This window comes from uncultured Phycicoccus sp. (assembly GCF_947495705.1).
In the GTDB taxonomy this organism is placed as follows: domain Bacteria; phylum Actinomycetota; class Actinomycetes; order Actinomycetales; family Dermatophilaceae; genus Phycicoccus.
Genome location: NZ_CANLZR010000001.1, coordinates 34,559 through 58,892, shown reverse-complemented (window position 1 = coordinate 58,892; position 24,334 = coordinate 34,559). Strand labels below are relative to the sequence as shown.

The 24,334-nt window shown below is 74.3% G+C and carries 25 protein-coding genes; 4 read left to right on the top strand and 21 right to left on the bottom strand.

The window, feature by feature from the left end; translation table 11 throughout:
• Window positions 1-14: 14 nt before the first annotated feature.
• Genes Q0963_RS00280 through sigE form a run of 4 tightly spaced genes read right to left on the bottom strand, consistent with a single transcriptional unit; the run spans window position 15 to window position 3,117 of the window.
• The gene (locus Q0963_RS00280) at window positions 15-551 is read right to left on the bottom strand and encodes a twin-arginine translocase TatA/TatE family subunit (RefSeq protein WP_299440750.1); all 537 of its coding nucleotides are present in this window, start codon (window positions 549-551) and stop codon (window positions 15-17) included.
• Window positions 552-590: 39 nt separating this feature from the next.
• Window positions 591-1,961: a S1C family serine protease gene (locus Q0963_RS00275; protein WP_299440746.1), complete on the bottom strand. Its 1,371-nt coding sequence runs from the start codon at window positions 1,959-1,961 to the stop codon at window positions 591-593.
• A complete protein-coding gene (locus Q0963_RS00270) occupies window positions 1,958-2,506 on the bottom strand; it encodes an anti-sigma factor (protein WP_299440741.1) in 549 nt (182 codons plus the stop codon). Before Q0963_RS00270 ends, Q0963_RS00275 begins: the two co-directional genes overlap by 4 nt.
• Window positions 2,503-3,117 carry an RNA polymerase sigma factor SigE gene (gene sigE / locus Q0963_RS00265; protein ID WP_299442401.1) on the bottom strand — a complete coding sequence of 205 codons (615 nt, stop codon included), beginning with the start codon at window positions 3,115-3,117 and terminating at the stop codon, window positions 2,503-2,505. The genes Q0963_RS00270 and sigE overlap by 4 nt, the downstream gene beginning before the upstream one ends.
• Window positions 3,118-3,253: 136 nt before the next feature.
• On the opposite strand from sigE, the gene Q0963_RS00260 reads away from it, so the two are divergent.
• Complete coding sequence (locus Q0963_RS00260) at window positions 3,254-3,889, top strand: O-methyltransferase (RefSeq protein ID WP_299440738.1); 636 nt, start codon at window positions 3,254-3,256, stop codon at window positions 3,887-3,889.
• Between the two features lie 6 nt (window positions 3,890-3,895).
• Here Q0963_RS00260 and Q0963_RS00255 read toward each other — a convergent pair whose 3' ends face one another.
• The 9 genes from Q0963_RS00255 to dapE form a co-directional block, all read right to left on the bottom strand.
• Complete coding sequence (locus Q0963_RS00255; RefSeq protein ID WP_299440735.1) at window positions 3,896-4,252, bottom strand: hypothetical protein; 357 nt, start codon at window positions 4,250-4,252, stop codon at window positions 3,896-3,898.
• A complete protein-coding gene (locus Q0963_RS00250) occupies window positions 4,249-5,757 on the bottom strand; it encodes a M17 family metallopeptidase (RefSeq protein ID WP_299440732.1) in 1,509 nt (502 codons plus the stop codon). The genes Q0963_RS00255 and Q0963_RS00250 overlap by 4 nt, the downstream gene beginning before the upstream one ends.
• Window positions 5,758-5,836: 79 nt before the next feature.
• On the bottom strand, window positions 5,837-6,010 hold the full coding sequence (locus tag Q0963_RS00245) for a DUF3117 domain-containing protein (RefSeq protein ID WP_299440729.1): 174 nt from the start codon (window positions 6,008-6,010) through the stop codon (window positions 5,837-5,839).
• Between the two features lie 125 nt (window positions 6,011-6,135).
• On the bottom strand, window positions 6,136-7,461 hold the full coding sequence (locus tag Q0963_RS00240) for a hypothetical protein (protein ID WP_299440726.1): 1,326 nt from the start codon (window positions 7,459-7,461) through the stop codon (window positions 6,136-6,138).
• Window positions 7,448-9,538: a DivIVA domain-containing protein gene (locus tag Q0963_RS00235; protein WP_299440723.1), complete on the bottom strand. Its 2,091-nt coding sequence runs from the start codon at window positions 9,536-9,538 to the stop codon at window positions 7,448-7,450. The genes Q0963_RS00240 and Q0963_RS00235 overlap by 14 nt, the downstream gene beginning before the upstream one ends.
• Complete coding sequence (locus Q0963_RS00230; protein WP_299440720.1) at window positions 9,538-9,984, bottom strand: hypothetical protein; 447 nt, start codon at window positions 9,982-9,984, stop codon at window positions 9,538-9,540. The genes Q0963_RS00235 and Q0963_RS00230 overlap by 1 nt, the downstream gene beginning before the upstream one ends.
• Window positions 9,984-10,271 (bottom strand): DivIVA domain-containing protein, encoded by a 288-nt coding sequence (locus tag Q0963_RS00225; RefSeq protein WP_299440717.1) that lies wholly within the window; start codon window positions 10,269-10,271, stop codon window positions 9,984-9,986. Before Q0963_RS00225 ends, Q0963_RS00230 begins: the two co-directional genes overlap by 1 nt.
• Before the next feature lie 30 nt (window positions 10,272-10,301).
• Window positions 10,302-11,108: a TIGR00730 family Rossman fold protein gene (locus tag Q0963_RS00220; protein WP_299440714.1), complete on the bottom strand. Its 807-nt coding sequence runs from the start codon at window positions 11,106-11,108 to the stop codon at window positions 10,302-10,304.
• Between the two features lie 13 nt (window positions 11,109-11,121).
• A complete protein-coding gene (dapE, locus tag Q0963_RS00215; RefSeq protein WP_299440711.1) occupies window positions 11,122-12,216 on the bottom strand; it encodes a succinyl-diaminopimelate desuccinylase in 1,095 nt (364 codons plus the stop codon).
• Between the two features lie 69 nt (window positions 12,217-12,285).
• Here dapE and dapD point away from each other — a divergent pair, with 69 nt between their 5' ends.
• Both dapD and Q0963_RS00205 read left to right on the top strand, forming a co-directional pair.
• Window positions 12,286-13,218: a 2,3,4,5-tetrahydropyridine-2,6-dicarboxylate N-succinyltransferase gene (gene dapD / locus Q0963_RS00210; RefSeq protein WP_299440708.1), complete on the top strand. Its 933-nt coding sequence runs from the start codon at window positions 12,286-12,288 to the stop codon at window positions 13,216-13,218.
• 28 nt (window positions 13,219-13,246) lie between these two features.
• Window positions 13,247-14,149 carry a hypothetical protein gene (locus tag Q0963_RS00205; protein WP_299440705.1) on the top strand — a complete coding sequence of 301 codons (903 nt, stop codon included), beginning with the start codon at window positions 13,247-13,249 and terminating at the stop codon, window positions 14,147-14,149.
• A 55-nt stretch (window positions 14,150-14,204) separates the two neighbouring features.
• Here Q0963_RS00205 and Q0963_RS00200 read toward each other — a convergent pair whose 3' ends face one another.
• The 4 genes from Q0963_RS00200 to fdxA all read right to left on the bottom strand — a co-directional run bounded on the left by Q0963_RS00200 (window position 14,205) and on the right by fdxA (window position 18,334).
• Window positions 14,205-15,239 (bottom strand): hypothetical protein, encoded by a 1,035-nt coding sequence (locus tag Q0963_RS00200; RefSeq protein WP_299440702.1) that lies wholly within the window; start codon window positions 15,237-15,239, stop codon window positions 14,205-14,207.
• Between the two features lie 221 nt (window positions 15,240-15,460).
• Window positions 15,461-16,747, bottom strand: a complete 1,287-nt coding sequence (locus Q0963_RS00195; protein ID WP_299440699.1) for a citrate synthase — start codon at window positions 16,745-16,747, stop codon at window positions 15,461-15,463.
• Between the two features lie 107 nt (window positions 16,748-16,854).
• Window positions 16,855-18,003: a succinyldiaminopimelate transaminase gene (dapC, locus tag Q0963_RS00190; protein ID WP_299440697.1), complete on the bottom strand. Its 1,149-nt coding sequence runs from the start codon at window positions 18,001-18,003 to the stop codon at window positions 16,855-16,857.
• Between the two features lie 4 nt (window positions 18,004-18,007).
• Window positions 18,008-18,334: a ferredoxin gene (gene fdxA / locus Q0963_RS00185; RefSeq protein WP_299440694.1), complete on the bottom strand. Its 327-nt coding sequence runs from the start codon at window positions 18,332-18,334 to the stop codon at window positions 18,008-18,010.
• A gap of 21 nt (window positions 18,335-18,355) precedes the next feature.
• On the opposite strand from fdxA, the gene Q0963_RS00180 reads away from it, so the two are divergent.
• On the top strand, window positions 18,356-19,363 hold the full coding sequence (locus tag Q0963_RS00180) for a GNAT family N-acetyltransferase (protein ID WP_299440691.1): 1,008 nt from the start codon (window positions 18,356-18,358) through the stop codon (window positions 19,361-19,363).
• 13 nt (window positions 19,364-19,376) lie between these two features.
• Here Q0963_RS00180 and Q0963_RS00175 read toward each other — a convergent pair whose 3' ends face one another.
• The 4 genes from Q0963_RS00175 to Q0963_RS00160 are packed head-to-tail and all read right to left on the bottom strand — an operon-like array spanning window position 19,377 to window position 24,332.
• Window positions 19,377-21,113: a VanW family protein gene (locus Q0963_RS00175; RefSeq protein WP_299440688.1), complete on the bottom strand. Its 1,737-nt coding sequence runs from the start codon at window positions 21,111-21,113 to the stop codon at window positions 19,377-19,379.
• Window positions 21,110-21,613 carry a flavin reductase family protein gene (locus Q0963_RS00170; RefSeq protein ID WP_299440686.1) on the bottom strand — a complete coding sequence of 168 codons (504 nt, stop codon included), beginning with the start codon at window positions 21,611-21,613 and terminating at the stop codon, window positions 21,110-21,112. The genes Q0963_RS00175 and Q0963_RS00170 overlap by 4 nt, the downstream gene beginning before the upstream one ends.
• Window positions 21,610-22,491, bottom strand: a complete 882-nt coding sequence (locus Q0963_RS00165; protein WP_299440683.1) for a PIG-L family deacetylase — start codon at window positions 22,489-22,491, stop codon at window positions 21,610-21,612. Before Q0963_RS00165 ends, Q0963_RS00170 begins: the two co-directional genes overlap by 4 nt.
• On the bottom strand, window positions 22,488-24,332 hold the full coding sequence (locus Q0963_RS00160; protein ID WP_299440680.1) for an ABC transporter substrate-binding protein: 1,845 nt from the start codon (window positions 24,330-24,332) through the stop codon (window positions 22,488-22,490). Before Q0963_RS00160 ends, Q0963_RS00165 begins: the two co-directional genes overlap by 4 nt.
• Window positions 24,333-24,334: the final 2 nt, after the last annotated feature.

Genomic DNA, 24,334 nt, shown 5'->3' with positions numbered 1-24,334 from the left:
GGCCGCCGGCTCGCTCAGGTGGCCTCGACGTCGTAGGGCACCGGGCGGGCCGCGTCGAACGCCTGCGGGCTCGTGCGTGCCGCCAGCGCGGTGTCCCCGTCGACCCCGCCGGACGGCCGGAGGGAGCCCAGGGACGCTGCCGCCGCCACCGCTGCCCCGGCCCCGGCCGGCTCGGCCACGGCCACCGGATGGCCGGCGTCGTCCGCCGGCTCGGCCCCGGCCGTCTCGCCGCCGCGGAGCGTGGCGGCGGAGCGGACCGACGAGATCTCGTCGCGCACCGGCGCGACGGCGTCGTCGAGGGGCTCGATGAGCGCTTCTCGCACGATCCGGCGCGGGTCGTACTGCCGGGGGTCGTACTGGCGCCAGTTGATGTCCTCGTACTCGGGCCCGAGCTGGTCGCGCAGCTGGTCCTTGGCGCCCTCGGCCATCACCCGCAGCTTGCGGATGCCGCGGGCCAGCTTGGCGGCGTACTCCGGCAGCCGGTCGGGCCCGAGGATGAAGACCGCGATGAGGGCGAGCAGGATGAACTCCCACCCGTTGATGCCGGCCACCGCGTCACTCCTCTTCTGTGGACCGTGCGAGAGCCCGGGTCAGTCCGAGCCCTCGAGCACCATGGTGACATCCCGCTCGTCGCCGTTGCGACGGATGGTCAGGGTGACCGAGTCGCCCACCCGGCGCGCCCGGATCTTCACGACGAGCTCGCCGTCGTCGGTGACCGGGTTCCCCTCGAACGCGACGATGACGTCGCCGGCCTCCAGGCCGGCCTTGTCGGCGGGGCCTCCGGGGTTGACGGCGGGCTCCCCGCCCGGGCCGTCCTCGGCGATCCGGACGCCCTCGCCGTCGTAGGTGCTGTCGAGGTACACCCCGATCACCGGGTGCTGCGCCGTCCCGGTGGCGATGAGCTGCTCGACGGTCGTGGCGACCTGGTCGCTGGGGATCGCGAAGCCGACCCCGATGTTGCCCGACGGGCCGCCGATCGAGCTGCCGGGCACCTGGGCGATGGCGGAGTTGACCCCGATGACGTTGCCGGACATGTCGAGAAGGGGGCCGCCGGAGTTGCCCGGGTTGATGGCCGCGTCGGTCTGGATGGCGTTGATGAAGGACTGGTCGTCCTCGCCGCCGGGGGTGACCGGGCGGTCGAGCGCGCTGACGATGCCGGTCGTGACCGTCGAGTCCAGCCCGAGCGGCGCTCCGACGGCGATGACCTGGTCACCGACGACGACGTCGGCGGAGCGGCCGAGCGGCAGCGGCGCGAGGTCCGCGCCCGTGACCTCGACGACCGCGAGGTCGTAGGAGGCGTCGGTGCCGACGACCGTGCCCTCGACCTGCTTGCCGTTGGCAAGCACGACGGTGACCGCCTTGTCGCTGCCCACACCCGAGACGACGTGGTTGTTCGTCACGACGTGACCGGCGTCGTCGTAGACCCACCCCGACCCCGTCGCGCCACCGCGGGACCCACCCCCGATGCGCAGCGTGACCACGCTGGGCAGGGCGTTCGCGGCGATGTTGGCGATCGAGCCCTCGGGGCGCGTCGTGGCGCCGGCACCGGGCTGGGGGGCCGCGGCCGACGGACCGGTGCGGGTGGTCGTGCCGTTGCCGTCGGCGAGGTAGCCCCCGACGACGCCCCCCGTGGTCCCGGCGATGAGCCCGGCGGCGACGGTGGCCCCGACGAGCGCTCCCCAGCCGGGGCCGCGGCGGCGACGCTCGGCCGGCGGGTCGCCCTGGGGCGGGGTGGGGGGCGGGCCCCCGGGAACCGCGGCCCACGAGCCGCTGATCGGCTGGTACGGCTGGGTCGACTCGGTCCGCGGCACGGGCCGGGTCTGCGCCCAGGTCGGCTCCGCCGGCGGCTCGGCGTCGGCGTGCTCGGGGGCGGCGTGCTCGGGGGCGGGCTCGGGCGCGTCCTGCGGCCGGCCCTGGTCCCAGGGATGCCACTGGTCGGACCCCGGCTGCCGCTCGCTCATGGGGTCGATTCTGCCTGGCGCGTCGCCGGCTGTGACACGGAGGTACCGCTCATCCACCGGACGGACACGAGTGACGCCGTCGTCGCGGGCGGCGCCGAGCGCGTCGGGCCGACCGGGGAGGCGGCGGGGGACGGCGACCCGGACACGACGGCGACCCGGGTGGCCGGGGCCCCGATGACGGTGAGGCTCCAGGCCGCGGCCGCGGACACCCCGACCGCGGCGGCAGCCACGACGGTGGCCCGCAGCGGGCTGCGGTGGCAGGGCCGGTCCCCGGGCGAGAGCAGGGCCAGGGGCTCCCGGAAGCCGACCGGGCCCGGGTCGAGGTCGCGGCCCATCGCGATGAGGGTCGTGCGCAGGTCGCCCGGCATCGACGGGCCGCCGGCGAGGGCCTCCCGCAGCCGGCGTTCCGCACCGACGGCGCGCCGGCACATCTCGCACGCGACGAGATGCCGGTCCCAGGCGAGCGAGCGGGTGTCGTCGAGCCGCCCGGCGGCGTACTCGGACAGCTCGTCGTCGAGGCAGCGGACGTGGTGCGGGCTGGTCATACGGCTCCCGCTGCGGGCCGGCGGACGATGGGGCCCCGGCGGGCCGGCAGGGCCGCCCGGGTACGCGGCTCGGGGGCACGGTGGGCGAGCGCCTCGCGCAGCTGCGAGCGGCCGCGGTGGATGCGCGAGCGGACGGTCCCCAGCTTGATCCCGAGCGTCGCGGCGACCTCCTCGTAGGACAGCCCCTCGATGTCGCACAGCACGACCGCGGCGCGGAAGTCCGGGGACAGGGCGTCCAGGGCCCGCTGGACGTCGTCGTCGAGGTGGGTCTCGGCGAACGCCTGCTCGGGGCCGCGGTCCCGGCTCGGCAGCCGCGCGGCGGACTCGTCGGACAGCGCGTCGAAGCGGATCCGCTGCTTGCGCCGCATCTTGTCGAGGAACACGTTCGTCGTGATCCGGTGCAGCCAGCCCTCGAAGGTCCCCGGCCGGTACGTGTGCAGCGACCGGAACACCCTGACGAACACGTCCTGGGTGAGGTCCTCGGCGTCGTGCACGTTGCCGGTGAGGCGGTACGCGAGGCGGTACACCCGCGCGGAGTGCTGCTCGACGACCTCCTCCCACGTCGGAGGGGCCCAGGCCGCGTCGGTGCCCGCGGTGTCCTGCGTCGTCATCGGCTCGTCCCCTACCAGGCTGTCCATGTACCCATCGATACGCGTCGTGTCCGTGAATTGTTCCCGGGGAACCTGAGTGTCCGCTGGGAGCCGCCGGGCGCGCCCGGGTACCCGAGCGCGCCGTAGGGTGTGTCGCATGAGCGGGATGAAGCCGGCCAGCTGGTCGTACGCCGAGGAGTTCGTGCCCGAGCCGGAGGTCGTGGAGGCCGCCCGGCGACGCGGTGTCGAGCTGGGGACGGCGCCCCCGGTCGGCGCCGGCGCCGGCGCCGTCCTCCGCCTGCTCGCGGCCGCGGTGGGCGCCCGGCACGTCGTGGAGGTCGGCACGGGAGCGGGCACCTCGGGGCTCTGGCTGCTCGCCGGCATGCCCGAGGACGGCGTGCTCACGACCATCGACGTCTCGGCCGAGAACCAGCGCGCGGCCCGGCAGGCGTACACGGCGGCGGGCTACCCGCACCAGCGCACCCGGGTCATCACCGGCGCCGCGGCCGACGTGCTGCCCCGGATGACCGACGGCGCGTACGACATGGTGCTCGTCGACGCCGACAAGGAGACCTACCCCACCTACGTCGAGCACGCGGTGCGCCTGCTGCGCCCCGGCGGGGTGCTGGCGGTCGACAACATGCTCTGGCACGACCAGGTGGCGGACCCGGCCGCGCGCGACGAGACGACGTCCACCCTTCGCGAGCTCGGGAAGGAGCTGCGAGACCACGACGACCTCGTGACCGCCCTGCTTCCCGTCAGCGACGGCCTGCTCGTGGCGGTGCGTCGCTGACCGGGCTCAGCTGACCGCGGGCCCCGCGCCGCGGCGGAAGCTGGCGGGGCCCTCGGCGATGGCCACGACCTCCCACTCCTCGATGAGCGTCGGCGACGAGCCGATCATCTCGCTGCCCGGCGCCTCGGCCGCCCCCGGCTCGAAGTCGGCCCGGAAGCCGCGGCGCTCCTCCTCGCTGTCGAAGACGTAGGTGCCCTCGAACCACTCCCCCTCGCGCATCCGCCACACCTTGAAGGCCAGGCCGTCGAGGAACATGAAGCGCGCGATCGAGGTGCCGACGACGTACTCACGCAGCTGCTCGGCGACCCCCTCGGGGGCGCCCTCGAGCGACCAGCGGACGGTCAGTCCGTACCCGGCGTTCATCGTGTCTCCTCCAGCCACCGCAGCAGCAACCTCGTCCCGAACCCGGTGCCCCCCTTGGCGTTGACACCGGCGTCGACGTCCGAGCGCCCGGTGCCCGCGATGTCGAGATGCGCCCAGCGGCGCTGCCCGACGAACTCGCGGAGGAAGAGCGCCGCCGTGACGGCACCGCCACCGACCCCGTCCGCGATGTGGGTGAGGTCGGCGACGTCGGAGTCGAGTGCCCGACGGTAGGCGTCGGCCAGGGGCATCCGCCACACCGTCTCACCGCTGGACTCCCCCGCCCGGACGAGCGCGTCGGCGAGGGCGTCGTCGGTCGCGAACAGCGGGGCCATGACCCGGGCCAGGGCGATGCGGGCCGCCCCGGTGAGGGTGGCGATGTCGAGCAGGACGTCGGGGTCCAGCTGCTCGTCCGCGTAGGCGAGGGCGTCGGCCATGACGATGCGCCCCTCGGCGTCGGTGTTGCCGATCTCGACCGTCGTGCCGCCGTACTGGGTGACGACGTCGCCGGGCCGGTACGAGGCGCCGTCGACGGCGTTCTCGGCGAGGGCGAGCAGGGCCGTGACGCGGACCGGGACGTCGAGCTCGGCACAGGCCGCGACGACCGCCAGCACGATGGCCGAGCCGGACATGTCGGTCTTCATCGCGAGCATGCCGTCGCTCGGCTTGATCTGCAGCCCGCCGGTGTCGAAGGTGATGCCCTTGCCGACGAGGACGACGCGCGGCGTCGTCGGGACGGCGCTCGGCGGGGTGTGGTCGACCCGCACGAGGCGGGGTGGGCTGGCCGACCCGGCGCCGACGGCGAGCAGGCCGCCGAAGCCCTCGCTCGCGAGCGCCTTCTCGTCCCAGACCGTGACGTCGAGCCCATGCCGATCGGCGAGGGTGCGGGCCTGCGCGGCCATCCAGGCGGGGTTCTTGATGTTCGCCGGGGTGACCGCCAGCCCGCGGGCGACCAGCTGGGCCCTGCTGACGACGACGGCGCGCCGGACGAGGTCGTCGGCCTCGTCGGTGTCGGCGACGACGACCGCGGAGCCGACCGGGTCGACGCCGGCGACCGGTCCGTCCTTGGTCCAGCGCGGCGAGGTCCACCCGCCGAGGACACAGCCCTCGACCCAGGCGGCGAGCACGTCGGCGGCCGGGCTGCCGAGGGCGTGCACCGCGGCGGCCAGGCCGCGGGTGGCCCGGCCCACCTCGGCGCCGGCGCTGCGCCACGCGTCGAGTGTGCCGTCGCCCACCCCGACGAGGAGCAGGCGCCGGGCGGGGTGCGCGCCGGGGCGCAGGGAAACCCGGGTGACCGCTCCGGCGGTCCGCTCGGGTTCATGGGTGTCCAGGACGTCCGCCGGGTCGAGGCCGGCCGCGGTCAGCGCGGCGGCCTCCTCGGCGGTTGCCCCAGCGGACAACGGCACGACGAGCACGCGGTCCTCGGCGGGGTCGGCCAGGACCGCGGCGAGGTCGGAACCCGTGGTCCAGGCGGAGACGGGCGGGTCGAGGATGACGTCTGCAGGCACCCGCCCGACCCTACCGACCGGCAGACGACGGGGCCCCCACCGCATCGGTGGGGGCCCCGTCGTCGAGGTCAGGCCGGACTCAGCGCAGACCCTCGCAGTTGTCGATGGCCTCGCCGAGCGCGCGCACCTCGTCGGGCGTCATCTCGACGACGAGGCGGCCCCCACCCTCGAGGGGCATGCGCAGCACGATGCCGCGTCCCTCCTTGACGACCTCCAGGTCGCCGTCGCCCGTCCTGGGCTTCATTGCCGCCATTGGCTCATATCCCTTCCTCACCGCGGCTGCGCATGTCGCGCCGCGTGCGTCGCCCGGCGCCGGACCGTCGGACAAGCGCCTATTATCCCGTAGTCCCGCGACGTGACGAAATCCACTCCCCCAGGTCAGGGCGGGAACGAGCCCCACGGCGTGTACGTGAGCAGGCTCGTCGTCCACCAGGCGATCCCCACGACGAGGAGCGCGACGACCACGCCGACCCGGCGCCGCCAGTGCGGCACGACCCGCTGGCCGTTGGCGGTGCGCATCGCGACGGACGCCACGAGCGCCGCCAACGGGATGTCGAGGAGCAGGAACCGCCACATCGAGGTGATCGGCCGGACGACGGCGAAGAGGAAGAACGGGTACGCGAGCGCCCAGGCCCGCATCTCGATGCTGAGCCACCGTCCGTGCCGGCCGAGCACGAGGGCGACGTAGGTGGCCGCGAGCGCGACGAGGACGACGACCCCGAAGAGGCCCTTGGCGTCCCACGCCCACTCGAACCAGAGCACGAAGGGCCCCTCGGCCGGCTTCTGGCCCCAGGCCGCCTGGACGTCGAAGAACGCCGTCGGGACCCCCGTCGCGAGTCCGGCGACGGCCGGCCAGGCGACGGCGCTGACCGCGAGCGCGCCGAGCATGACGACGACCTTCGGCCACTGCCCCGCGAGCGGGCGCACCCCGACCGCACGCTCCTCGCGCCAGCGGACGACGAGGTGGATGAGGACGGCGAACCCGACGGCCGGGGCCACCCCCCGGGTGAAGCCCAGGGGCACCGCGACGGCGGCGACGAGGAGGTAGTGCCGCCGGACGAGGAACAGCAGCGCGAGGGCGACGAGCGTGACCGCGAGCGCCTCGGTGTACGGCTTGAGCAGAACGGCGGTCGTCGGGTAGAAGCACCAGAGGCAGGCGGCGACCAGGGCCAGCCGCTCCCGCTGCGGCTGGCGGCCCGCGTGGTACGTCGAGCGCAGCAGGGTGTGGATGAGGACCGCCGCCACTGCGCCGAGTACGAGGTTGACCGCGACGCCGGCGGCCTCGAAGGGCAGACCGGTGACCATGACGGCCTTCACGAGGTACGGGTAGAGCGGGTAGAAGGCCCAGGCGCTGTAGGTGATGCGGCCGTTGTCGGCGTCCACCGGCAGCGGCACGGGGTAGCCGTCCTCGACGATCCGGCGGTACCAGACGCTGTCCCAGAGCCCCACCAGGTCGCCGACGGAGGGGTCTGCGTGGCCGACACCCGCCGGGTTCTGGAACCACACGGCCGCCACCCAGAGCGCGAGGAACGCGACGACCCTCGACAGCGCGTAGACGGCGAGGATGGTGCGGACCGGGTGCCGCAGCGCGTGCCCCGCCAGCTCGTGCCGGCCGGCCGACGTCAGCGCCTTGCGCAGCAGGCCGGCCCGCGGCTCGGCGGCCCGTGGCTCACCGGGCGCCGTGGAGACCTCAGCCCGCGCCATCGGTCACCTCCCGCACGTCCCAGACGTAGACCCCGCCGACCTCGTCGGGCTGCCCGAACACCCCCGAGGCGGAGGCCAGAAGCGCATCGGCCGACGGCCGGTCGACGGGCAGCACGAGGGCGTCGACCCGGCCGGCGCGCAGGTCGTCCTCGAACCGGGCGACCTGGCCACGGTCGGCCGGGGCGGCCACCCCCGACTCCGCGATCTCGGCGAGCCAGACGGTGAGCGAGGTGGGTGTCGCGCCGTACTGGCCGACCCGCTCGGGCGTGCCGCCCGGGCCGACGAAGTAGCCCGCGACGACCGGGAACCCCCAGCGGGCCTCCGCCTGCCACTCCAGGGCACGGGTGTCGGCGACGTTGGGCGGGGGCACCGCGAGGACCGAGCCCCCGTCGTCGACGTACTCGCGCCAGGTGCCGTTGCCGAAGAACGCCGGCACCGGGTCCCGCGGGTCGACGGTGAGCGGCGTGGGCACGACGGGGAGCAGCGCGACGGCGGCCGCTGCCGCCCCGAGGGCCATCCCCGGCCCGCGCACGTCCTCGAGGGCGGCGTCGACGACGCGCCGCACCACGTCGGCCCCGAGGGCCAGGAGGACGCCCAGCGCCGGCAGCGCCACGAGGGCGAACCGCGTGGGCAGGACGTTCTCGACGACGGGCACGTGCTCCAGGAGGGCCCACGGCCCGGGGATGCCGAGCGGGGTGCCGTGCAGGGTGACCTCCTCCCCGAGCGAGAGCCAGCACGCCACGACGACGACGACGGCCAGGGCCCGGGCGAGCGCCCGGCGCCACAGGACCGCGACGGTCGCGGCGGCGGCCACCCACAGGGGGATCCCGAAGAACGAGTTCTCCTCGGTGCGGTTCATCGACAGCGCGGCCGAGGCCCACGGGTCGGCCCCGACGGTGCGCGTCGCCCGGCTCCACAGCTGGGCGAGGTCGTTGCCCGCGGGCGGGTGCCAGATCGACGCGTAGCTCTGTGGCCCGAAGAACTGCCACCACAGCGGGACGGCGGTGATCGCGAGGGCGACGCCGAGCCCCGTGCCCAGCCCGCGGGCCGCGGACCGCGCCGGGCGGCGCCCGTGCGCGAGCAGGACGAGCCCGAACAAGGCCACCCCGACCGCGGTGAGGAGCAGGACCTCCTCCCCGATGAAGACCTGCCAGGCGGCGAGCAGGCCGAGCACGACCCCGTCGCGCACCGGGCGGGCCGACCCCTCGGCGAGCCGCAGGAGCCGGTCGACGATGAGCGGGACGAGCGCCTGGACGACGAAGTTCGGGTGCCCGTTGGCGTGTGACACCAGACCCGGGCCGAAGCCGGCGAGCAGGGCCCCCAGGAACGCCGCGACGCGGTGGACCGGCAGCCGGCGCCGCACGAGCCAGTACCAGGCGGACGCGGTGAGGGCCAGGCCGAGCAGCTCGACGAGCACGAACGTCACCTGGGGGCCGGCGAGCAGCGTCAGCGGCGCCAGCGGCACCCCGAGGCCGAGGACCGACGCGTTGGCCATGAGGTTGACCCCGGCCGGGAAGTTCTGCAGGTCGCTCGACAGCGGGTTCGACAGGGTGACGAGGTTGTGCGCGGTCGCCCCGAAATACCACTCGAACGCCTGCTGGTCCCGCACCCCCTGGGACAGGAAGCCGGTGTGCACGGCGGTGAGGAGGTTGAGCAGCACGTACCCGGCGACGAGGAGGTAGACGGCCGGGGCGACGAGGTCGGCGCGCGACCACGGGGCCGGGGTCCCCGCGGTGAGGTCGGGGGCGGCCGGCCGTCGTGCCACCGGCCGGGCGGCGGGTGGCGGGGGCGCGTCGACCGGCGGGGTCCCCGCGTCCGCATCGGCCGCGGCGTCGGCGTCGCCGTCACCGGTCCGCAGCGCGGCGATCTCGCGGTCGCGGGTGGCGACCCGCGCCTCGAGCCGGTCGAGCACCTCGTCGACCTGGTCCATCCGGTACCCGCGGAACGTCAGGCCGAGCCGGCCGGCGAGCATCGCACCCGCGTCGGCGCCGCCCGCGGCCCGCTCGCGGCCCAGCCACCACGCGCCGCCGAACACCACGAGCAGCGCGGCTCCCCCCGCGAGCAGCGACCACCCCATCAGGTGGCTCCGGTGCCCGGCCCTCGGGCCTCCGCGGCCGTGACGAGCGCCTCGACGACGCCGGTGAACAGGCGCGGGCCCAGGAGGTCCCCCACCGGGGTCGTGAGGCGGCGCAGCCCGGGGAGCCACAGTTCCTCCGTCCACTCGACCACCGACCCGTGGGCCGCGTCGACGACGCGGATGTCGGCCCAGCCCCGGAGGAACCACCCGGTCTTGACGAGCCGCAGCCGATGCCCCGGCTCGAGCGCGGTGACGAGCATGCGGTCGGCCCCGGCGAGCGGGCCCAGCCGGGTGACGGCCGCGACCTCCGCCCCGAGGGCGAGGCCGCCGGCGGGCACGCTGACCTCGGTGAGCGGTACGTGGCGGGTGTGCTCGGGCAGATCGGTGACGGCGGCCCAGGCGACCTCGCGCGGGAGGGTCGTGACCCGCCGGATGGTGAAGGCCATCAGTCCTCCCGGGAGCGCAGGTCGGCCAGCTCGCGCTCGCGCGCCGCCATGGTGTCGCGCAGCTGCTGGAGCCGCTCGTCGACGTCCGCCATCCGGTACCCGCGGGCGGCGGTGTCGAAGCGGACCCCGTCGACGTCGGCGGCCGTGGGCTCGGCGGGCAGGCCGTGGTCGGGGGTGCTGCGGACGGGGGCGGCGAGCCCGTCGACGGTGATCCGTCCGCTCGCCACCGCGAGCACGACGACGACGAGCGCCACCGCGACGAGGACGAGGAGCAGGACCGGGACCACGGCCCGATCCTACGGTCCCGGGACGGCCGGCTACTCGGGGTGCACCGCGCCCCGGCGGTACCCGCGCCCCGCGACCTGGTCGGCCTCGACGATGACCCGGACGGCCTCCTGGGGGTCGTCGGTGAGGGTGAGCAGCGACAGGTCCTTCTCGTTGACCGTCCCGGACCGGGCGGCGGTGTCGCGTAGCCAGTCGAGCAGGCCGCCCCAGTACTCGGAGCCGACCAGGACGATCGGGAAGCTCGTGACCTTCTGGGTCTGCACGAGGGTCACCGCCTCGAACAGCTCGTCGAGGGTGCCGAAGCCGCCGGGCAGGACGATGAAGCCGCACGCGTACTTGACGAACATCGTCTTGCGGGCGAAGAAGTAGCGGAAGTTGACCCCGAGGTCGACGTGCGGGTTGAGCCCGGCCTCGAAGGGCAGCTCGATGCCGAGCCCGACACTCGTGCCGCCGGCCTCGAGCGCGCCCTTGTTCGCACCCTCCATGGCGCCCGGCCCGCCGCCGGTGATGACGGCGTACCCGGCCGCGACGAGGGCGCTGCCGACCTCCGCGGCGAGCCGGTACTCGGGCGAGTCGGCGGCACTGCGCGCCGAGCCGAAGACGCTGACGGCCGGCCCGAGCTCGGCCAGCGCACCGAACCCGTTGACGAACTCGGACTGGATGCGCATGACGCGCCACGGGTCGGTGTGGAGCCAGTCGGCGGACCCCCGGGAGTCCAGGAGCCGCTGGTCGGTGGTCGACCCCGGCACCTTCGAGCGCCGCATGACGACGGGGCCCTGGTAGTAGTCGCGGTCCTGCGGGCGCGGCGTCTCGGTGCTCACGTCGGTCACCCTAGTCATCGTCGGGGTCGGGTCAGCTGAGCCAGCGCAGCAACGCGTGCTCGCAGCGGCGGTACTGCTCGACGGCGCAGCGCTCGTCGTCGTGGTGCGCGAGGTTGGGGTCGCCGGGGCCGAAGTTGACCGCGGGGATGCCCATCGCGGCGAAGCGGGCGACGTCGGTCCAGCCCTGCTTCGCGACGACCGTCAGCCCGAGCGCGTCCACGAAGTCACGGGCCGCCGGCAGGTCGAGGCCGGGGCGGGCGCCTCCGGCGTTGTCGACGACGGTGACGACGAAGCCCGCGAACAGCTCGCGGACGTGCGCCTCGGCCTCCTCCGGGGTGACCGACGGGGCGTACCGGTAGTTGACCGTCACCTCGCAGCGGTCGGGGATGACGTTGCCCGCGATCCCCCCGGTCACCGACACGGCGTTCATCGCCTCGTGGAACTCGAGCCCGTCGACGGCGCGGGTCACGGGTTCGTAGGCGACGAGCCGGGAGAGCACCTCGGCCGCCGCGTGGATGGCGTTGTGCCCGTTCCAGGGCCGCGCCGAGTGCGCGGCGATGCCCTTGGTCGTCACGACCGCGCGCAGCGTCCCCTTGCAGCCCCCCTCGACGACCCCGTTCGTGGGCTCGAGCAGGACGGCGAAGTCGGCGTCCGCGATGAGGTGCGGCTGCTCCTCCTGGACCCGGAGCAGGCCGTTGAACCGCTCGTCGATCTCCTCACCGTCGTAGAAGACGTAGGTGAGGTCGTGCGGCGGCTCCGCGACCTCTTGGGCGATCCGGAGCATCACCGCCACCCCGCCCTTCATGTCGACGGTGCCCCGGCCGCGGAGCACCTCGCCGGCGGGGCCGTCCTCCCGGCGGACCGGCAGGTTCGGCGGGTCGACGGTCAGCGGCACGGTGTCGAGGTGCCCGGCGAGGACGACCCGCTCCGGCCGTCCGAGCGCGGTCCGCGCGACCACCGTGTTCCCGATCCTCGTGACCTCGAGGCGACCGAGGGCCCGCAGGGCGGCCTCCACCGCATCGGCGAGCGCGGCCTCGCCGAGGCTCACGGACTCGATGTCGCACACCGCCGCAGTGAGGCTCGCAACGTCCATCGTCAGGTCGAGAGAGAGGATCCGGGAGTCCATGCGGACCACCCTAGTGACGGCTGGGACGCACTGCGGGCGGTTCCCGAGGTCGCCCGTAGGCTTGCGTCCATGACGCGCAGCGCCTGGGGCCACGGCCTCGTCACCGTCCACGACTCCGGATCCGTCCTCGACGTCTGGTACCCCGCCCCCGCCCTCGGCGAGCCCGGGGGTGCCGGTGAGCTGGAGGCCCCACCCGGGCTCGAGGCGCTCGTCGGCACCGCGGAAGCCCGGCAGGTGCGGCGCGAGCTGCGGCTCGTCACCGTCGACCTCGACGTGCCGCCCGCCGACGCCGTCGACGCCTACCTGCGCCTGCATCTCCTCTCGCACCGCCTCGTCGCCCCGAACACCGTCGACCTCGACGGCATCTTCGGGGTGCTCACGAACGTCGTGTGGACCACCCAGGGGCCGTGCGCCGTCGACGGCTTCGAGCTGACCCGGGCCCGGTTGCGGGCGCGCGGGCCGGTGCAGGTGCTCGGTGTCGACAAGTTCCCGCGGATGGTCGACTACGTCGTACCCACGGGGGTCCGCATCGGCGACGCCGACCGGGTCCGGCTCGGGGCTCACCTGGCGGCGGGGACCACCGTCATGCACGAGGGGTTCGTCAACTACAACGCGGGGACCCTCGGCGGCTCGATGGTCGAGGGCCGGATCAGCCAGGGCGTCGTCGTCGGCGACGGCTCGGACATCGGCGGCGGCGCCTCCACCATGGGCACCCTCTCGGGGGGCGGCACGGAACGGGTGAGCATCGGCGCACGTTGTCTGCTCGGAGCCCAGGCCGGGCTCGGCATCGCGCTCGGGGACGACTGCGTCGTCGAGGCCGGGCTGTACCTCACCGCCGGGACCAAGGTCTCCCTCCCCGACGGCACCGTCGCCAAGGCCCGCGAGCTCTCCGGCCAGAGCAACCTGTTGTTCCTGCGGAACTCGGTGACGGGCACGGTGGAGGCGCGGCCGCGGGACGGGCATGGCATCGTCCTGAACTCCGCGCTCCACGCGAACGACTGACCGACCACCGACCGGAGGACCACCGACGATGCCGCGTACCACCCGGGGCGGGCTGACCCTCGCCGAGGAGCGCCCGCGCAGCCGCGCTCGGCGCCGCGTCACCGGGCTGCTCCTCGTCGTCGCGCTCGCGGTCGTCGCCGCCGCCGGGTACGTCGGGATCGACCGCATCATCCACACCGTGTCGGGTGAGAAGTGCGAGGTGACCGCCACCGGCTCGACGTACGGCTGGGCGCCGGACCAGGCCAGCAACACCGCGGCCATCACCGCCATCGCGATCAAGCGCGGCCTCCCCGCACGGGCGGCCTCGATCGCGATCGCGACGGCGATGCAGGAGTCGAAGGTCCGCAACGTCCGCTTCGGCGACCGCGACTCCCTCGGGCTCTTCCAGCAGCGGCCGTCGCAGGGCTGGGGCACCGCCGAGCAGATCCTCGACCCGGAGTACGCGACGAACACCTTCTACGACGCCCTCGAGAAGGTGGACGGCTACGCCGACATGGACATCGCGGTCGCGGCCCAGGAGGTCCAGCGCTCCGCGGCCGGCTCGGCCTACGCGCAGCACGAGGACAAGGCCCGCGCGACGGCGTCGGTGCTGTCGGGGCAGACCCACGCCGGCATCGGGTGCGCGCTGCGCGACCCCGACTCCTCCGGTGACGGTGAGGCGGTGGCGGCGCTCATCGAGAAGGACTTCGGCCTCGACTCCACGGTCGAGGGCACCACGGTGAGGCTGACCCCCGACTCCGACGACCTCGCCTGGGCGGTCGCCTCGTGGGCCGTGGCCCGGGCCACCGACACCGGCGCCGTGCGGGTGAGCGTCGACCGCCGCCAGTGGGTGCGGGGCATGAACGACGCCGCGCTGCGCTGGGACCCGATCGAGTACGGGCCCGCCGAGGACGCCCCCGACCCCCGCCTCGTCACCATCCACCTCGCCTGACCCCCTCCCCCGCTCTTTCCCGACTTTTCAGGCCGGCGTCCGCCCGACACCCCGGTCAGGCGGCCTCCTGCGCGGACGTGGGCATGAAAAGTGCGGGGGCGCAGCGGCAGTCCTCGAGCCCCGCACCGCAGACGCCGCAGCTGAGCTCGGCCCGACACGGTCCGGTCGGGCGGGCTGCGCGCACCCGGGCGCTCAGGACGCCCGGCGCCCGCAGGTCGCTCGCGCCCCAGCGAACGACCCCGAGGCCGAGGTCGCGGAGCCGGTCGGCCCGGATGGAGGCTGCGATCAGCCGGTCCGTGACGGCCTGCTCGGAGGGGTCGGCTCCGTCTAGCCCGCGGTACTTGGCCACGCCGTCGGCCTCACCCACGACCCGGAGGCCGCGCCAGAAGTTGTCGACGCGCGCGATGAACAGGCCACTCGCGCGGTCACGGACCTCGACCTGCGGCACGGGCAGCGGGAGCCACCCGTCGAGGACCGCGACCGAGGCGGACTCGAGCCACGACTCCCGTCGCCCGTCGACCACCCCGATCCCCCAGCGCGCGGTCCGCGCACCCGGCCAGCGGGCCTGGGCCTGCCGGACGGCGACGAGCTCGCCCGGCACGACGCCGCCGCGGACCACGGCGTCGGCAACGGCGAGCCCGTCCATCCGCGGCAGGACCCGGAGGCAGTCGACCGCGGTGCGGGCGAGCGAGGTGACGCGCACCCCGTCGACCTCGGTCGTCAGCCGGTCGGGCAGGCGGGAGCGCTGCAGCCGCACCCACGCGGCGTCGTCGCCGACCGGATGCTCCTTGTCACCGGTGAGCACGACCGCGTCGTCGAGGAACCGCGGGCTCGGGAGGCGGTGCAGGAGCGCCGCCGACGCATGACTGACGACGGCTCCGCCGTACCTCGCCTCCGCTTGGCGGGCGAGAGCCCGGTGCCGCTCGTCGCGGCCGGCGAGGTGCCAGGACACGGCGTCGGCGAAGAGCCGCGGTGCCACCTCGACGACGTCGGGGGCGGCCACCCGCCGATGGAACTGGTGGCGCGTCCACCCGGCGCGCATCGCGTCGCGTCGGTCGAACGCGAGCGGCAACGGGTCGAGGGAGAGCACTCCCGGACCCTGACACCGCGGTGTGCGGCCGGAGCGGCGTGGACGTCAGGTTGTGGACGACCGAGCGCCGGGCGCGGGCCTGTGGACGACGCGCGTGACGCACCGCCCGCTCCCCCACTTCTCATGCCGGCGTCCGCGTCGACAGCGCCGGAACCGGCGTGTCGCGCGGACGCGAGCATGAGAAGTCGGGAAGCGCGGGGGTGGAGGGGTGGAGGGGTGGGTCAGCGCTGGTCGAGGGAGAGGTAGTCGCGCTCGCCCTCACCGGTGTAGACCTGGCGCGGGCGGCCGATCTTCGTCGTCGGGTCCTCGATCATCTCGCGCCACTGGGCGATCCAGCCGGGGAGCCGGCCGAGGGCGAACAGGACGGTGAACATCCGCGTCGGGAAGCCCATCGACTTGTAGATGATGCCGGTGTAGAAGTCGACGTTGGGGTACAGCTTGCGCTCGACGAAGTAGTCGTCGGCCAGGGCGATCTCCTCGAGGCGCATCGCGATCTCGAGCAGCTCGTCACCACCGGAGGTCTTGGCGAGGATGTCGTGCGCGGTGTCCTTGATGATCGCGGCGCGCGGGTCGTAGTTCTTGTACACCCGGTGCCCGAAGCCCATGAGCCGGACGCCGTCCTCCTTGTTCTTCACCTTGGCCATGAACTCGTCGGTGGAGTACTCGGAGTTCTGGATGCTCTCGAGCATCTCGAGGACGGCCTGGTTGGCGCCGCCGTGCAGCGGGCCGAACAGGGCGTTGATGCCGGCAGACACCGACGCGAAGAGGTTGGCCTGCGAGGAGCCGACGAGCCGCACGGTGGACGTGGAGCAGTTCTGCTCGTGGTCGGCGTGCAGGATGAGCAGCAGCTCGACGGCCTTGACGATGTCGGGGTCGACCTCGTAGTCGGTGGCCGGGACCCCGAAGGTCATCCGCAGGAAGTTCTCGACGAGCGAGAGGTCGTTGTCGGGGTAGAGCAGCGGCTGCCCGATCGACTTCTTGTACGCGTACGCCGCGATGGTCGGCAGCTTCGCGAGGAGCCGGATCGTCGAGATCTCGACCTGCTCGGAGTCGAAGGGGTCAAGGCTGTCCTGGTAGAAGGTCGAGAGCGCCGAGACCGCCGAGGACAGCACCGGCATGGGGTGCGCGTCGCGCGGGAAGCCGCGGAAGAACCCCTTGAGGTCCTCGTGGAGCATCGTGTGCTGGCTCACCCGGGACTCGAACGAGGCGAGCTCGGCGGCCGTCGGCAGGTTGCCGTAGATCAGCAGGTACGAGGTCTCGAGGAACGTCGAGCTCTTCGCGAGCTGCTCGATGGGGTACCCGCGGTAGCGCAGGATGCCGGCGTCGCCGTCGATGTAGGTGATGGCGCTCGTGCAGCTGGCGGTGTTGGTGAAGCCGCCGTCGAGGGTGACGTTCCCGGTCTCCGCGAGGAGCTTCGAGATGTCGTAACCGCCGTTGCCCTCCGTCGCGGGGACGAGGGAAAGGTCGAGCTGCTTGCCCGCAGCGTGGAGGGTTGCTCCGTCGGTCATGTCGCGATCCTTGGGGGGTTTCGTCGGGGGTCGGACGTCCTTTCGACCCTACCCGCCCGTAGGCACACCGTGAAATGGGGGCATTCCCGCAGCCGGCCCGCTCCCCCTCAGACCAGGCGGGCGGCCGCCGCCTCCACGCGCTCGTCGGTGGCGGTCAGGGCGATCCGGACGTGGTTCCGCCCGGCCGCCCCGTAGAAGTCGCCGGGAGCCACGAGGATGCCCCGGCCGGCCAGCCGGTCGGCCGTGACGCGGCCCGGCTCGTCGGCGCTCGCCCACAGGTAGAGCCCGGCCTCGGAGTCGTCGACGCGCAGCCCGAAGGCCTCCACGGCCGGGCGCAGCACCGCACGGCGCGCCGCGTACCGGCCCTTCTGCTGCTCCACGTGCGCGGCGTCGCCGAGAGCGGCGAGCATCGCGCGCTGGACCGGCCAGGGCACGATCATCCCGGCGTGCTTGCGCACCTCGAGGAGCCGGCCGACCAGGGCGGCGTCCCCGGCGACGAACGCGGCCCGGTACCCCGCGAGGTTCGACTGCTTCGAGAGCGAGTACACGGCGAGCAGGCCGTCGTGCGAGCCGCCGCACACCCGGGGGTCCAGGATCGACGGGGTCGACGGCGGCTCGGTCGACCCGTCGCGGCGGGGCCGCCAGTCGAGCTCCGCGTAGCACTCGTCGGAGGCCACGACCACCCCGTGCTCACGGGCCCAGCCGACCACCTTCGCCAGATGCTCCACGCCGAGCACCTTGCCCGTGGGGTTGCCAGGAGTATTGAGCCACAACAGTTTCGGCGTCGTCGCGCGCGTGAGAGGCCCGAGCGCAGTGAGCGAGTCGACGGCCATCGGCTCCGCCCGGGCGAGCCGGGCCCCCACGTCGTACGTCGGGTACGCGACCCGCGGGAAGGCGACGACATCGCCGGGGCCGAGGCCCATCAGCGTCGGCAGCCAGGCGACGAGCTCCTTGGACCCGATCGTCGGCAGCACCCCGGCGGGGTCGAGGTCGGGGACCCCACGGCGCGCCGCGAACCACACCGCGACCGCCTCGCGGAGGTCGGCGGTGCCGTGGGTCTGGGGGTAGCCCGGGGCGTCGGCGGCAGCAGCGAGCGCCGCGCGCACGACGTCGGGGGTGGGGTCGACGGGGGTCCCGACCGAGAGGTCGACCAGGCCGTGGCCGGCAGCGCCCGGGAGGTCGGGGTCGGCGAAGGCACTCGCCCGCTCCTTGACCGCCGCGAGCGAGTCCCACGGGAAGTCGGGGAGGGTCAGCACCCGCTCACTCGTCGTGCTCCTGGGGTGGCAGGTCGGCGATGATCGGGTGGTCCTTGGGGATGACCCCGAGCTTCGCGGCACCGCCGGGGCTGCCGAGGTCGTCGAAGAACTCGACGTTCGCCTTGTAGTAGTCGGCCCACTGCTCGGGGACGTCGTCCTCGTAGTAGATCGCCTCGACCGGGCAGACCGGCTCGCACGCCCCGCAGTCGACGCACTCGTCGGGGTGGATGTAGAGGCTGCGCTCACCCTCGTAGATGCAGTCGACGGGGCACTCCTCGATGCAGGCCTTGTCCTTCAGGTCCACACAGGGCTGCGCGATCACGTACGTCATGCCACTCATACTATTCACCGCATGGAGGCGTCGGAGCAGGGGCTCGCGGGGCTTCCACCCGTCGGGTCGAGGGTCGTCGTCCGGCACCGGCTCCCCGCCCCCGACCCGCGCACCGGCGCCACGCTCACCGACGTGGTCGGCGACCTCGTCCACGCCGACCGGGACCGGCTCGTCGTGCTGACCCGCCGAGGTGAGGTGACGGTCGCCCCGCACACCGTGACCGCCGTCAAGGAGATCCCGCCCGCGCCGGCCCGCCGCGGCGCGCCGCATCGCGCCCTGTCGGCCGCGGACCTCCAGCGCGTCATGGTCGGCGCCTGGCCAGCGGCGGAGTCCGAGCAGCTCGGCGGGTGGGTGCTCCGGGCGTCCGGCGGCTTCACCCAGCGCGCCAACTCGGTGATGACGGCCGGCGACCCCGGCCTGCCGCTGGCCCGGGCCGTCGACGCGGTCGAGCGCTGGTACGACGCCCGCGGCCTGCCCCCCGCACTCACCGTGGCCGGGCCCGTCGGCAGCGACGTCGCCGCGGACCCCCTGGGCGCCCTCCTCCTCGACCGTGGCTACGCGCGCCGGGTGCCGACGACGACGATGACGGCCGCCGTCGACGCGGTTCTCGCCTCGACCGCCGCGAGCGACCCGCCGGAGGTGAGGTGCTCCCCCGCCTTGGACGAGGCCTGGCTCGCCGCCTTCACGCAGTACCGGCACGCACCCCTCGGCCCCGCGCGGGCCGTGCTCACCGGGTCGCCCGAGCAGGTGTTCGCGTCGGTCGAGCAGGCCGACGGCGCGGTGCTCGCGGTGGGCCGCCTCGGCGTGGCCTCCGCGTGGGGCGGGGTGGCGGCGATGTGGGTGGCGCCGGCCGCCCGCCGCCGCGGGCTCGCCACCGCCGTTCTCGGGGCGCTGGCCGCGCAGGCTCGCCGCCGCCGGGTGCGCTCGCTGCACCTGCAGACCGACACCGACAACGCGGCGGCCCAGGCCCTGTACCGGCGGCACGGCTTCACCCCGCACCACGACTACGTGACGCTCCGCCGCGCCTGACCGTTCGGGCCGCTCAGCCCGCCGAGCCGCTGGACCGGCAGGTGATGTCGTCGGCGGGGTCGTAGCGGGTCGTGAACGACTGCGTCTTGACGACCTTGCCCTGCTGGCGGAAGATCCGGCCGATGTCCACCTTGAACCCGTCGACGGGGTTCTGGGGCTTGCACGACTCGCTGTCGTCGACGACCTTCTTCGGCTTGACGATGTCGTAGCGCTTGCTCTTGGTCGCCTCGACGTCGTACTTCTTCGTGCCGTAGTACGTGACGGTGATGGAGGTGTCGGTCGTCGTGGCCTGCACGAGGATCCCGCCGTCGAGGGTGTTGGTCCACTTGTTGTGCAGGTCGGGCCAGGAGATGGTGGCCTCACGGCCCTCGGGGTAGCGCGAGATGTAGAACGAGTGGGCCTGCCAGGCGTCCAGCTGGACCCCGGCGAAGAACGAGGCGTTGAAGATCGTCGTCGACACCTGCGAGATGCCGCCGCCGTAGCTCTCGGCGAGGCGGCCGTACCGGATGATCCCCGCCTGCTTGTAGCCCTTCTCCGGGGTGCGCTCGCCGAGCACGGCGTTCATGCTGAACTGCTCGCCGGGCGGGACGTAGGTGCCGTTGATGGTCCGCGCCGCGAGCTTGATGTTGTGCACGCGCGCGCCCCCGGCGTCGAAGTAGGTCGTGAAGCTCGAGATCGTCTCCTTCGGCAGCGTGGCCTTGGCGATCTTCGTCGTGAACTCGGGCTGGACCGTCTTCGTCGTCACGGTCGCGGTGCGCTCGGTGGAGGAGATCGCGGCCCACACCGCCGCCGAGATCGAGGCGTCGTCGAGCCGGACGCCGACGACCGACGGCTTGACGCTCGGGGTGCGACCCTTGAACGTCACGACCGCGTCGCGCGCCGCCACCTCCGCCTCGGCCTCCTTGGCGGCCGCGTGGACGATCTTGCGCAGTGCGGTGTCGTTGGCCTTCGGGGTGATCGTGCCGTCGTCGGCCGGGGTGAGGTCGATCGCGGGGGCGAAGTCGGCCGGGGCGATCTCGAAGTCGACACCGTTGGCCTCCACCGTGACCGGCCCCGACATCGCGACGTCGGCGAACTCGCGCCGCACCCGCTGCAGCTCCGCGGCGGTGACCGTGGGGAAGACCTCGGTGGCGACGACCTCCACGGACTGCTGGCCCGGCCACCAGCGGCGGACGACGTCGGCGGTGGCGGCCGCGTCGGTGTCGGTGCCGCGCACCGGCGCGGTGTAGGCGACCGTGCCCCCGTCGACCGACAGGGAGCCCTCCTCGGGCTCGGCGTCGAGGGTCTTGCGGGCGGCGTCGACGGCCTTGGCGAACGCGGCGTCGTCGATGACGACCGTCGCGGGCTCGGCGGAGCCGCCGGCGACGTGCGCCCAGACGTCCTGGGGCGCCAGGCTGAAGCCGGTGAGCTCGCGCACGGTCGCCTCGACGTCCACCGTGACCCCCGCCTCGGCGGGGTCCAGCTCGGCCTCGCCGGCGCTGGAGGTGAGGACGATCGGCTGCTCGGCCCGGGCCGCGAGCTCGCGGGTGAGCGTGGCCTCGGCCGCGGCGGCGCTCTGGCCACCGACGGCGACCCCTGCCACGGTCGTGCCGCGCGGGACCCGCTCACCGAACCACCAGGCCGCCCCGGCGTAGAGGACACCGAGCAGGGCCAGGCCGCCGAGGAGCACCCACGGCCAGCGGCGCGGCCCGGGCACGCGGTCCTCCCAGCTGGGCTCCTCCCAGCGGGCGTGTTCGAGCAGGTCGGTCATGCGATGCTCCCGTAGCGGCCCCGGTAGTGGACGAGGGCTGGCCCGACGGTGTCGGGGATGTCCAGGCCGAGGACCTCACCGACCACGATGACATGGTCACCTGCCGGATGGGTGGAGGTCGTCCGCACCTCGAGGTGGGTCAGCGCGCCGTCGAGCAGGGCGACCCCCGTGTGCTCGCCTCGCCGGAACGGGGCGCGGTCGAGCTGGCCGTGCAGGGGGCGTCCCCGGGTGGCGAACCACTCCGACAGTGGCCGCTGGTCGGCGCTCAGCACGCTGACGCCCCACACGCCGCACTCGATGACGGCGTCGTGGAAGCGGCTCTCGGTCTCGACGCAGGCGAGCACGAGCAGCGGCTCGAGCGACACGGAGGTGACGGTGTCGGCGGTCATCGCGTGGTCGTGCCCGTCGCAGGTCGTCGTCAGCACGCTGACGCCGGCGACGAGTCGCCCCATGGCCTGCCGGAACCGCGCCGGGTCGAGGTCGACGTCGTGCTCGCTCACGGTGCTCCTTCTGGGATCGGCCGCCCCGTGACGGGGTCGAGCCGGGCGTAGCCCTCCCGGCCCGAGAGCCGGAAGACGACATGGTTCGAGAGGGCGTACCACCCGTCGCCGACCACCACCTGCGTCTCGTGCACCCGCAGCGCCCGCTCCTGGGCGGGCACCGCCTCGGCATCGACGACGGCATGGGTGACGACCTCGTCGGGCACGACGCCGGACTGGTACGGGCTGTCGGGCCCGGGGACGACCCAGCCGGCGTCGGCGGGCACGTGCGCGGCCAGCCACCGCCGGTCCTCGGTGGCCCAGGTCAGGGGGGTGTGGGTGCCGTACAGCACCGGACGGGCCGCGGCGGGACGGGCCGCGACCGCGGCCCGGGTGGCCGCGTGGGTCCGGACATGGTCGGGGTGCCCGTAGCCGCCCCCGGCGTCGTAGGTGACGACGACGTCGGGCCGGACACGCTCGAGCACATCGCCGACGGCGGCGGCCGCGGTGGCCAGGGCGACGCCGGCGAACGCCCGCGGATGCGTGGCGGCGGGCGTCCCGGCCATCCCCGAGTCCCGGAACGCGGGCTCGCCGTCGGGCCCGGCCGCGCCGAGCAGGTGGAGCGTCGCGCCCAGCGCGGCGACGGCCCGGGCCAGCTCGTCGCGCCGGTGCGCGGCCAGCGGGTCGCCCGGCGCGCCCTCGAGGTGCGCGAGGTGGCCGGGGATGACCTCGCCCTCCTCGCCGAGGGTGCACGTGAGGACGTGCACGTCGTCCCCGCGGGCCGCGTGGTGGGCGAGCGCCACCCCGGTCGTCAGCGTCTCGTCGTCGGGGTGCGCGTGGACGAACAGGAGCCGGGGCCGCTCCCCGACGACCCGCACGCCGTCGAGGAGTCCCCTCACTGCGTCACCGCGATGTCGGCGAACTCGACGACCCCGCCGAGCACGGCGTTCGCGGAGAGGTTCCGCACGTCCGACCCCGCGATGTACAGGGCCCGCCGCTCGGCGAGGCCGATGTAGGCGCCCTGCTCCAGGAGCTGCCGGTCGATGTCCGCCCACGCCTTCTCGCGCTCCGCGCGGTCGACGATCGCAGCCGTCTTGCCCATCTGCTCGTCGAGGTCGCTGTCGGCGAAGTACCCGTAGTCGCGGCCCGGGCCCGCGTCGGTGAGGTTGATCGTGCTGTCGAACAGCGGCGGCAGCACGGTGGAGGCCGACGCCCACGCCGGGGCCCAGTTCGACCAGAAGACGTCGATCTCCTCCGCCGCGTCGGGGTCGGCGATCGTCGAGAAGTAGTCGTCGGCGATCGGCCGCGTCTCGGGCTCGAAGCCGGCCTGCTGCCACCCGGCCACCAGGGCGGCCACCGCCTTGTCGGACGTGGGGTCCGACCGGTACGCGATGGTGAACTTCACGGGGGCGTCGACCCCGGCCTCCGCGAGGATGGCCTTCGCCCGCTCCGGGTCGCCCCGCATCCCGGTGCCCACGGGGTCGGCGTCGTGCGACGCGGGCAGCGCGTGCGGCAGCACCGAGAGCGACGGGTCGGCCGCCGACGTGCCGCCGATGGCCGTCACGTAGGCATCCCGGTTGGTGGCCGCGGCCAGGGCGCGCCGGACCTCTGGGTCCTTGAACACCGGGCTCTTGGTGTTGGGCGCGAGGTAGTCGACGATGCCGGTGCGCGGGTTGACCGAGCGCTCCTCGAGGCTCGGCACGGCGGTGATGTGCTGCTGGATGGCCGGCGGCGCCGACCCCAGCGAGACGGACTGGCGGCCCGTGTCGTTGTCGGCCATCACCTGCTGCGCGACCGTCTGGGTCTCCAGCCCCTCCTGGTAGACGATCTCGTCGGGGTAGGCCTTGCGGACCGGGTCCGCCGCGGCATCCCAGTGCGGGTTGCGGACGAACGTCCCCCCGCGGCCGGGCTCCCACGCGTCGCGGAGCATGTACGGGCCGGCCGAGAAGACGTCGTACGCGCTCTCGGCGCCGCGGTCGGCGGACTCCTTGACGGGGCCGAACGCGGGCTGGGTGAGCATCTCGTCGAAGTCCCCGATCGGGGTGCTCAGGCTGAAGGTGAGCTTCTGGCCGTCGCAGGCCACGGCCTTGTCGAAGGCCTCCTGCCCCTTCTCGGCCGCCGAGCCGGTGGCGTAGGGACCCGTGTAGGTGCTCGTGCCGTCGCTGTTGCGGGGGATGGAGAGCACCGCGAGGGCGTCCGTCGGGCCGCCCGTGATGTCCGCGGTCGCGAACGTGCGCGAGATGCCGTAGGCCACGTCCTCGCAGGTCACCGGCGTGCCGTCCTGCCAGCGGACGTCGTCGCGAAGGGTGAAGGTCCACGAGCGGAGGTCGTCGCTGGGCGAGCCGGTGTCGGTCGCGAGGTCACCGACGAGGCGTGCCTGGTCCTGCGGGTCGGTGCTCGGTGCGTACGCGGTGAGCGTCCGGGCGAACACCCGGCCGGCGAAGGCCATGTCGCTGCGGGAAGCGAGACGCTGAGGGTCCCAGGTGGTCACCGGGCCCAGCGACAGGGCGTGCACCACCCCGCCGCGGGTGTCGACCCGGTCCCCGACGACCGACGTCGGCATGGTCTCGGGGGACGTCGGCGCCTCGCGCTGGTTCAGCGCCACCCCGGCCGCGGTCCCGACCCCCGCGACGACGAGCCCGGCGATGATGCCGACGCGCCACGGCCGGCGTCGGCGGACGGACCGCCGGCGCTGGGAGCGGGTCGGGGTCGGGGTCGGGTCCTGGTGCGCGGGGGGCACGC

What these genes read in the sequence shown, in the direction of transcription:
- Q0963_RS00275 (WP_299440746.1), bottom strand. Translation starts at nt 1,961, where the DNA reads ATGAGCGAGCGGCAGCCGGGGTCCGACCAGTGGCATCCCTGGGACCAG.
- Q0963_RS00270 (WP_299440741.1), bottom strand. Translation starts at nt 2,506, where the DNA reads ATGACCAGCCCGCACCACGTCCGCTGCCTCGACGACGAGCTGTCCGAG.
- sigE (WP_299442401.1), bottom strand. Translation starts at nt 3,117, where the DNA reads ATGACGACGCAGGACACCGCGGGCACCGACGCGGCCTGGGCCCCTCCG.
- Q0963_RS00260 (WP_299440738.1), top strand. Translation starts at nt 3,254, where the DNA reads ATGAGCGGGATGAAGCCGGCCAGCTGGTCGTACGCCGAGGAGTTCGTG.
- Q0963_RS00255 (WP_299440735.1), bottom strand. Translation starts at nt 4,252, where the DNA reads ATGAACGCCGGGTACGGACTGACCGTCCGCTGGTCGCTCGAGGGCGCC.
- Q0963_RS00245 (WP_299440729.1), bottom strand. Translation starts at nt 6,010, where the DNA reads ATGGCGGCAATGAAGCCCAGGACGGGCGACGGCGACCTGGAGGTCGTC.
- Q0963_RS00240 (WP_299440726.1), bottom strand. Translation starts at nt 7,461, where the DNA reads ATGGCGCGGGCTGAGGTCTCCACGGCGCCCGGTGAGCCACGGGCCGCC.
- Q0963_RS00235 (WP_299440723.1), bottom strand. Translation starts at nt 9,538, where the DNA reads ATGGGGTGGTCGCTGCTCGCGGGGGGAGCCGCGCTGCTCGTGGTGTTC.
- Q0963_RS00230 (WP_299440720.1), bottom strand. Translation starts at nt 9,984, where the DNA reads ATGGCCTTCACCATCCGGCGGGTCACGACCCTCCCGCGCGAGGTCGCC.
- Q0963_RS00220 (WP_299440714.1), bottom strand. Translation starts at nt 11,108, where the DNA reads ATGACTAGGGTGACCGACGTGAGCACCGAGACGCCGCGCCCGCAGGAC.
- dapE (WP_299440711.1), bottom strand. Translation starts at nt 12,216, where the DNA reads ATGGACTCCCGGATCCTCTCTCTCGACCTGACGATGGACGTTGCGAGC.
- dapD (WP_299440708.1), top strand. Translation starts at nt 12,286, where the DNA reads ATGACGCGCAGCGCCTGGGGCCACGGCCTCGTCACCGTCCACGACTCC.
- Q0963_RS00205 (WP_299440705.1), top strand. Translation starts at nt 13,247, where the DNA reads ATGCCGCGTACCACCCGGGGCGGGCTGACCCTCGCCGAGGAGCGCCCG.
- Q0963_RS00195 (WP_299440699.1), bottom strand. Translation starts at nt 16,747, where the DNA reads ATGACCGACGGAGCAACCCTCCACGCTGCGGGCAAGCAGCTCGACCTT.
- fdxA (WP_299440694.1), bottom strand. Translation starts at nt 18,334, where the DNA reads ATGACGTACGTGATCGCGCAGCCCTGTGTGGACCTGAAGGACAAGGCC.
- Q0963_RS00180 (WP_299440691.1), top strand. Translation starts at nt 18,356, where the DNA reads ATGGAGGCGTCGGAGCAGGGGCTCGCGGGGCTTCCACCCGTCGGGTCG.
- Q0963_RS00175 (WP_299440688.1), bottom strand. Translation starts at nt 21,113, where the DNA reads ATGACCGACCTGCTCGAACACGCCCGCTGGGAGGAGCCCAGCTGGGAG.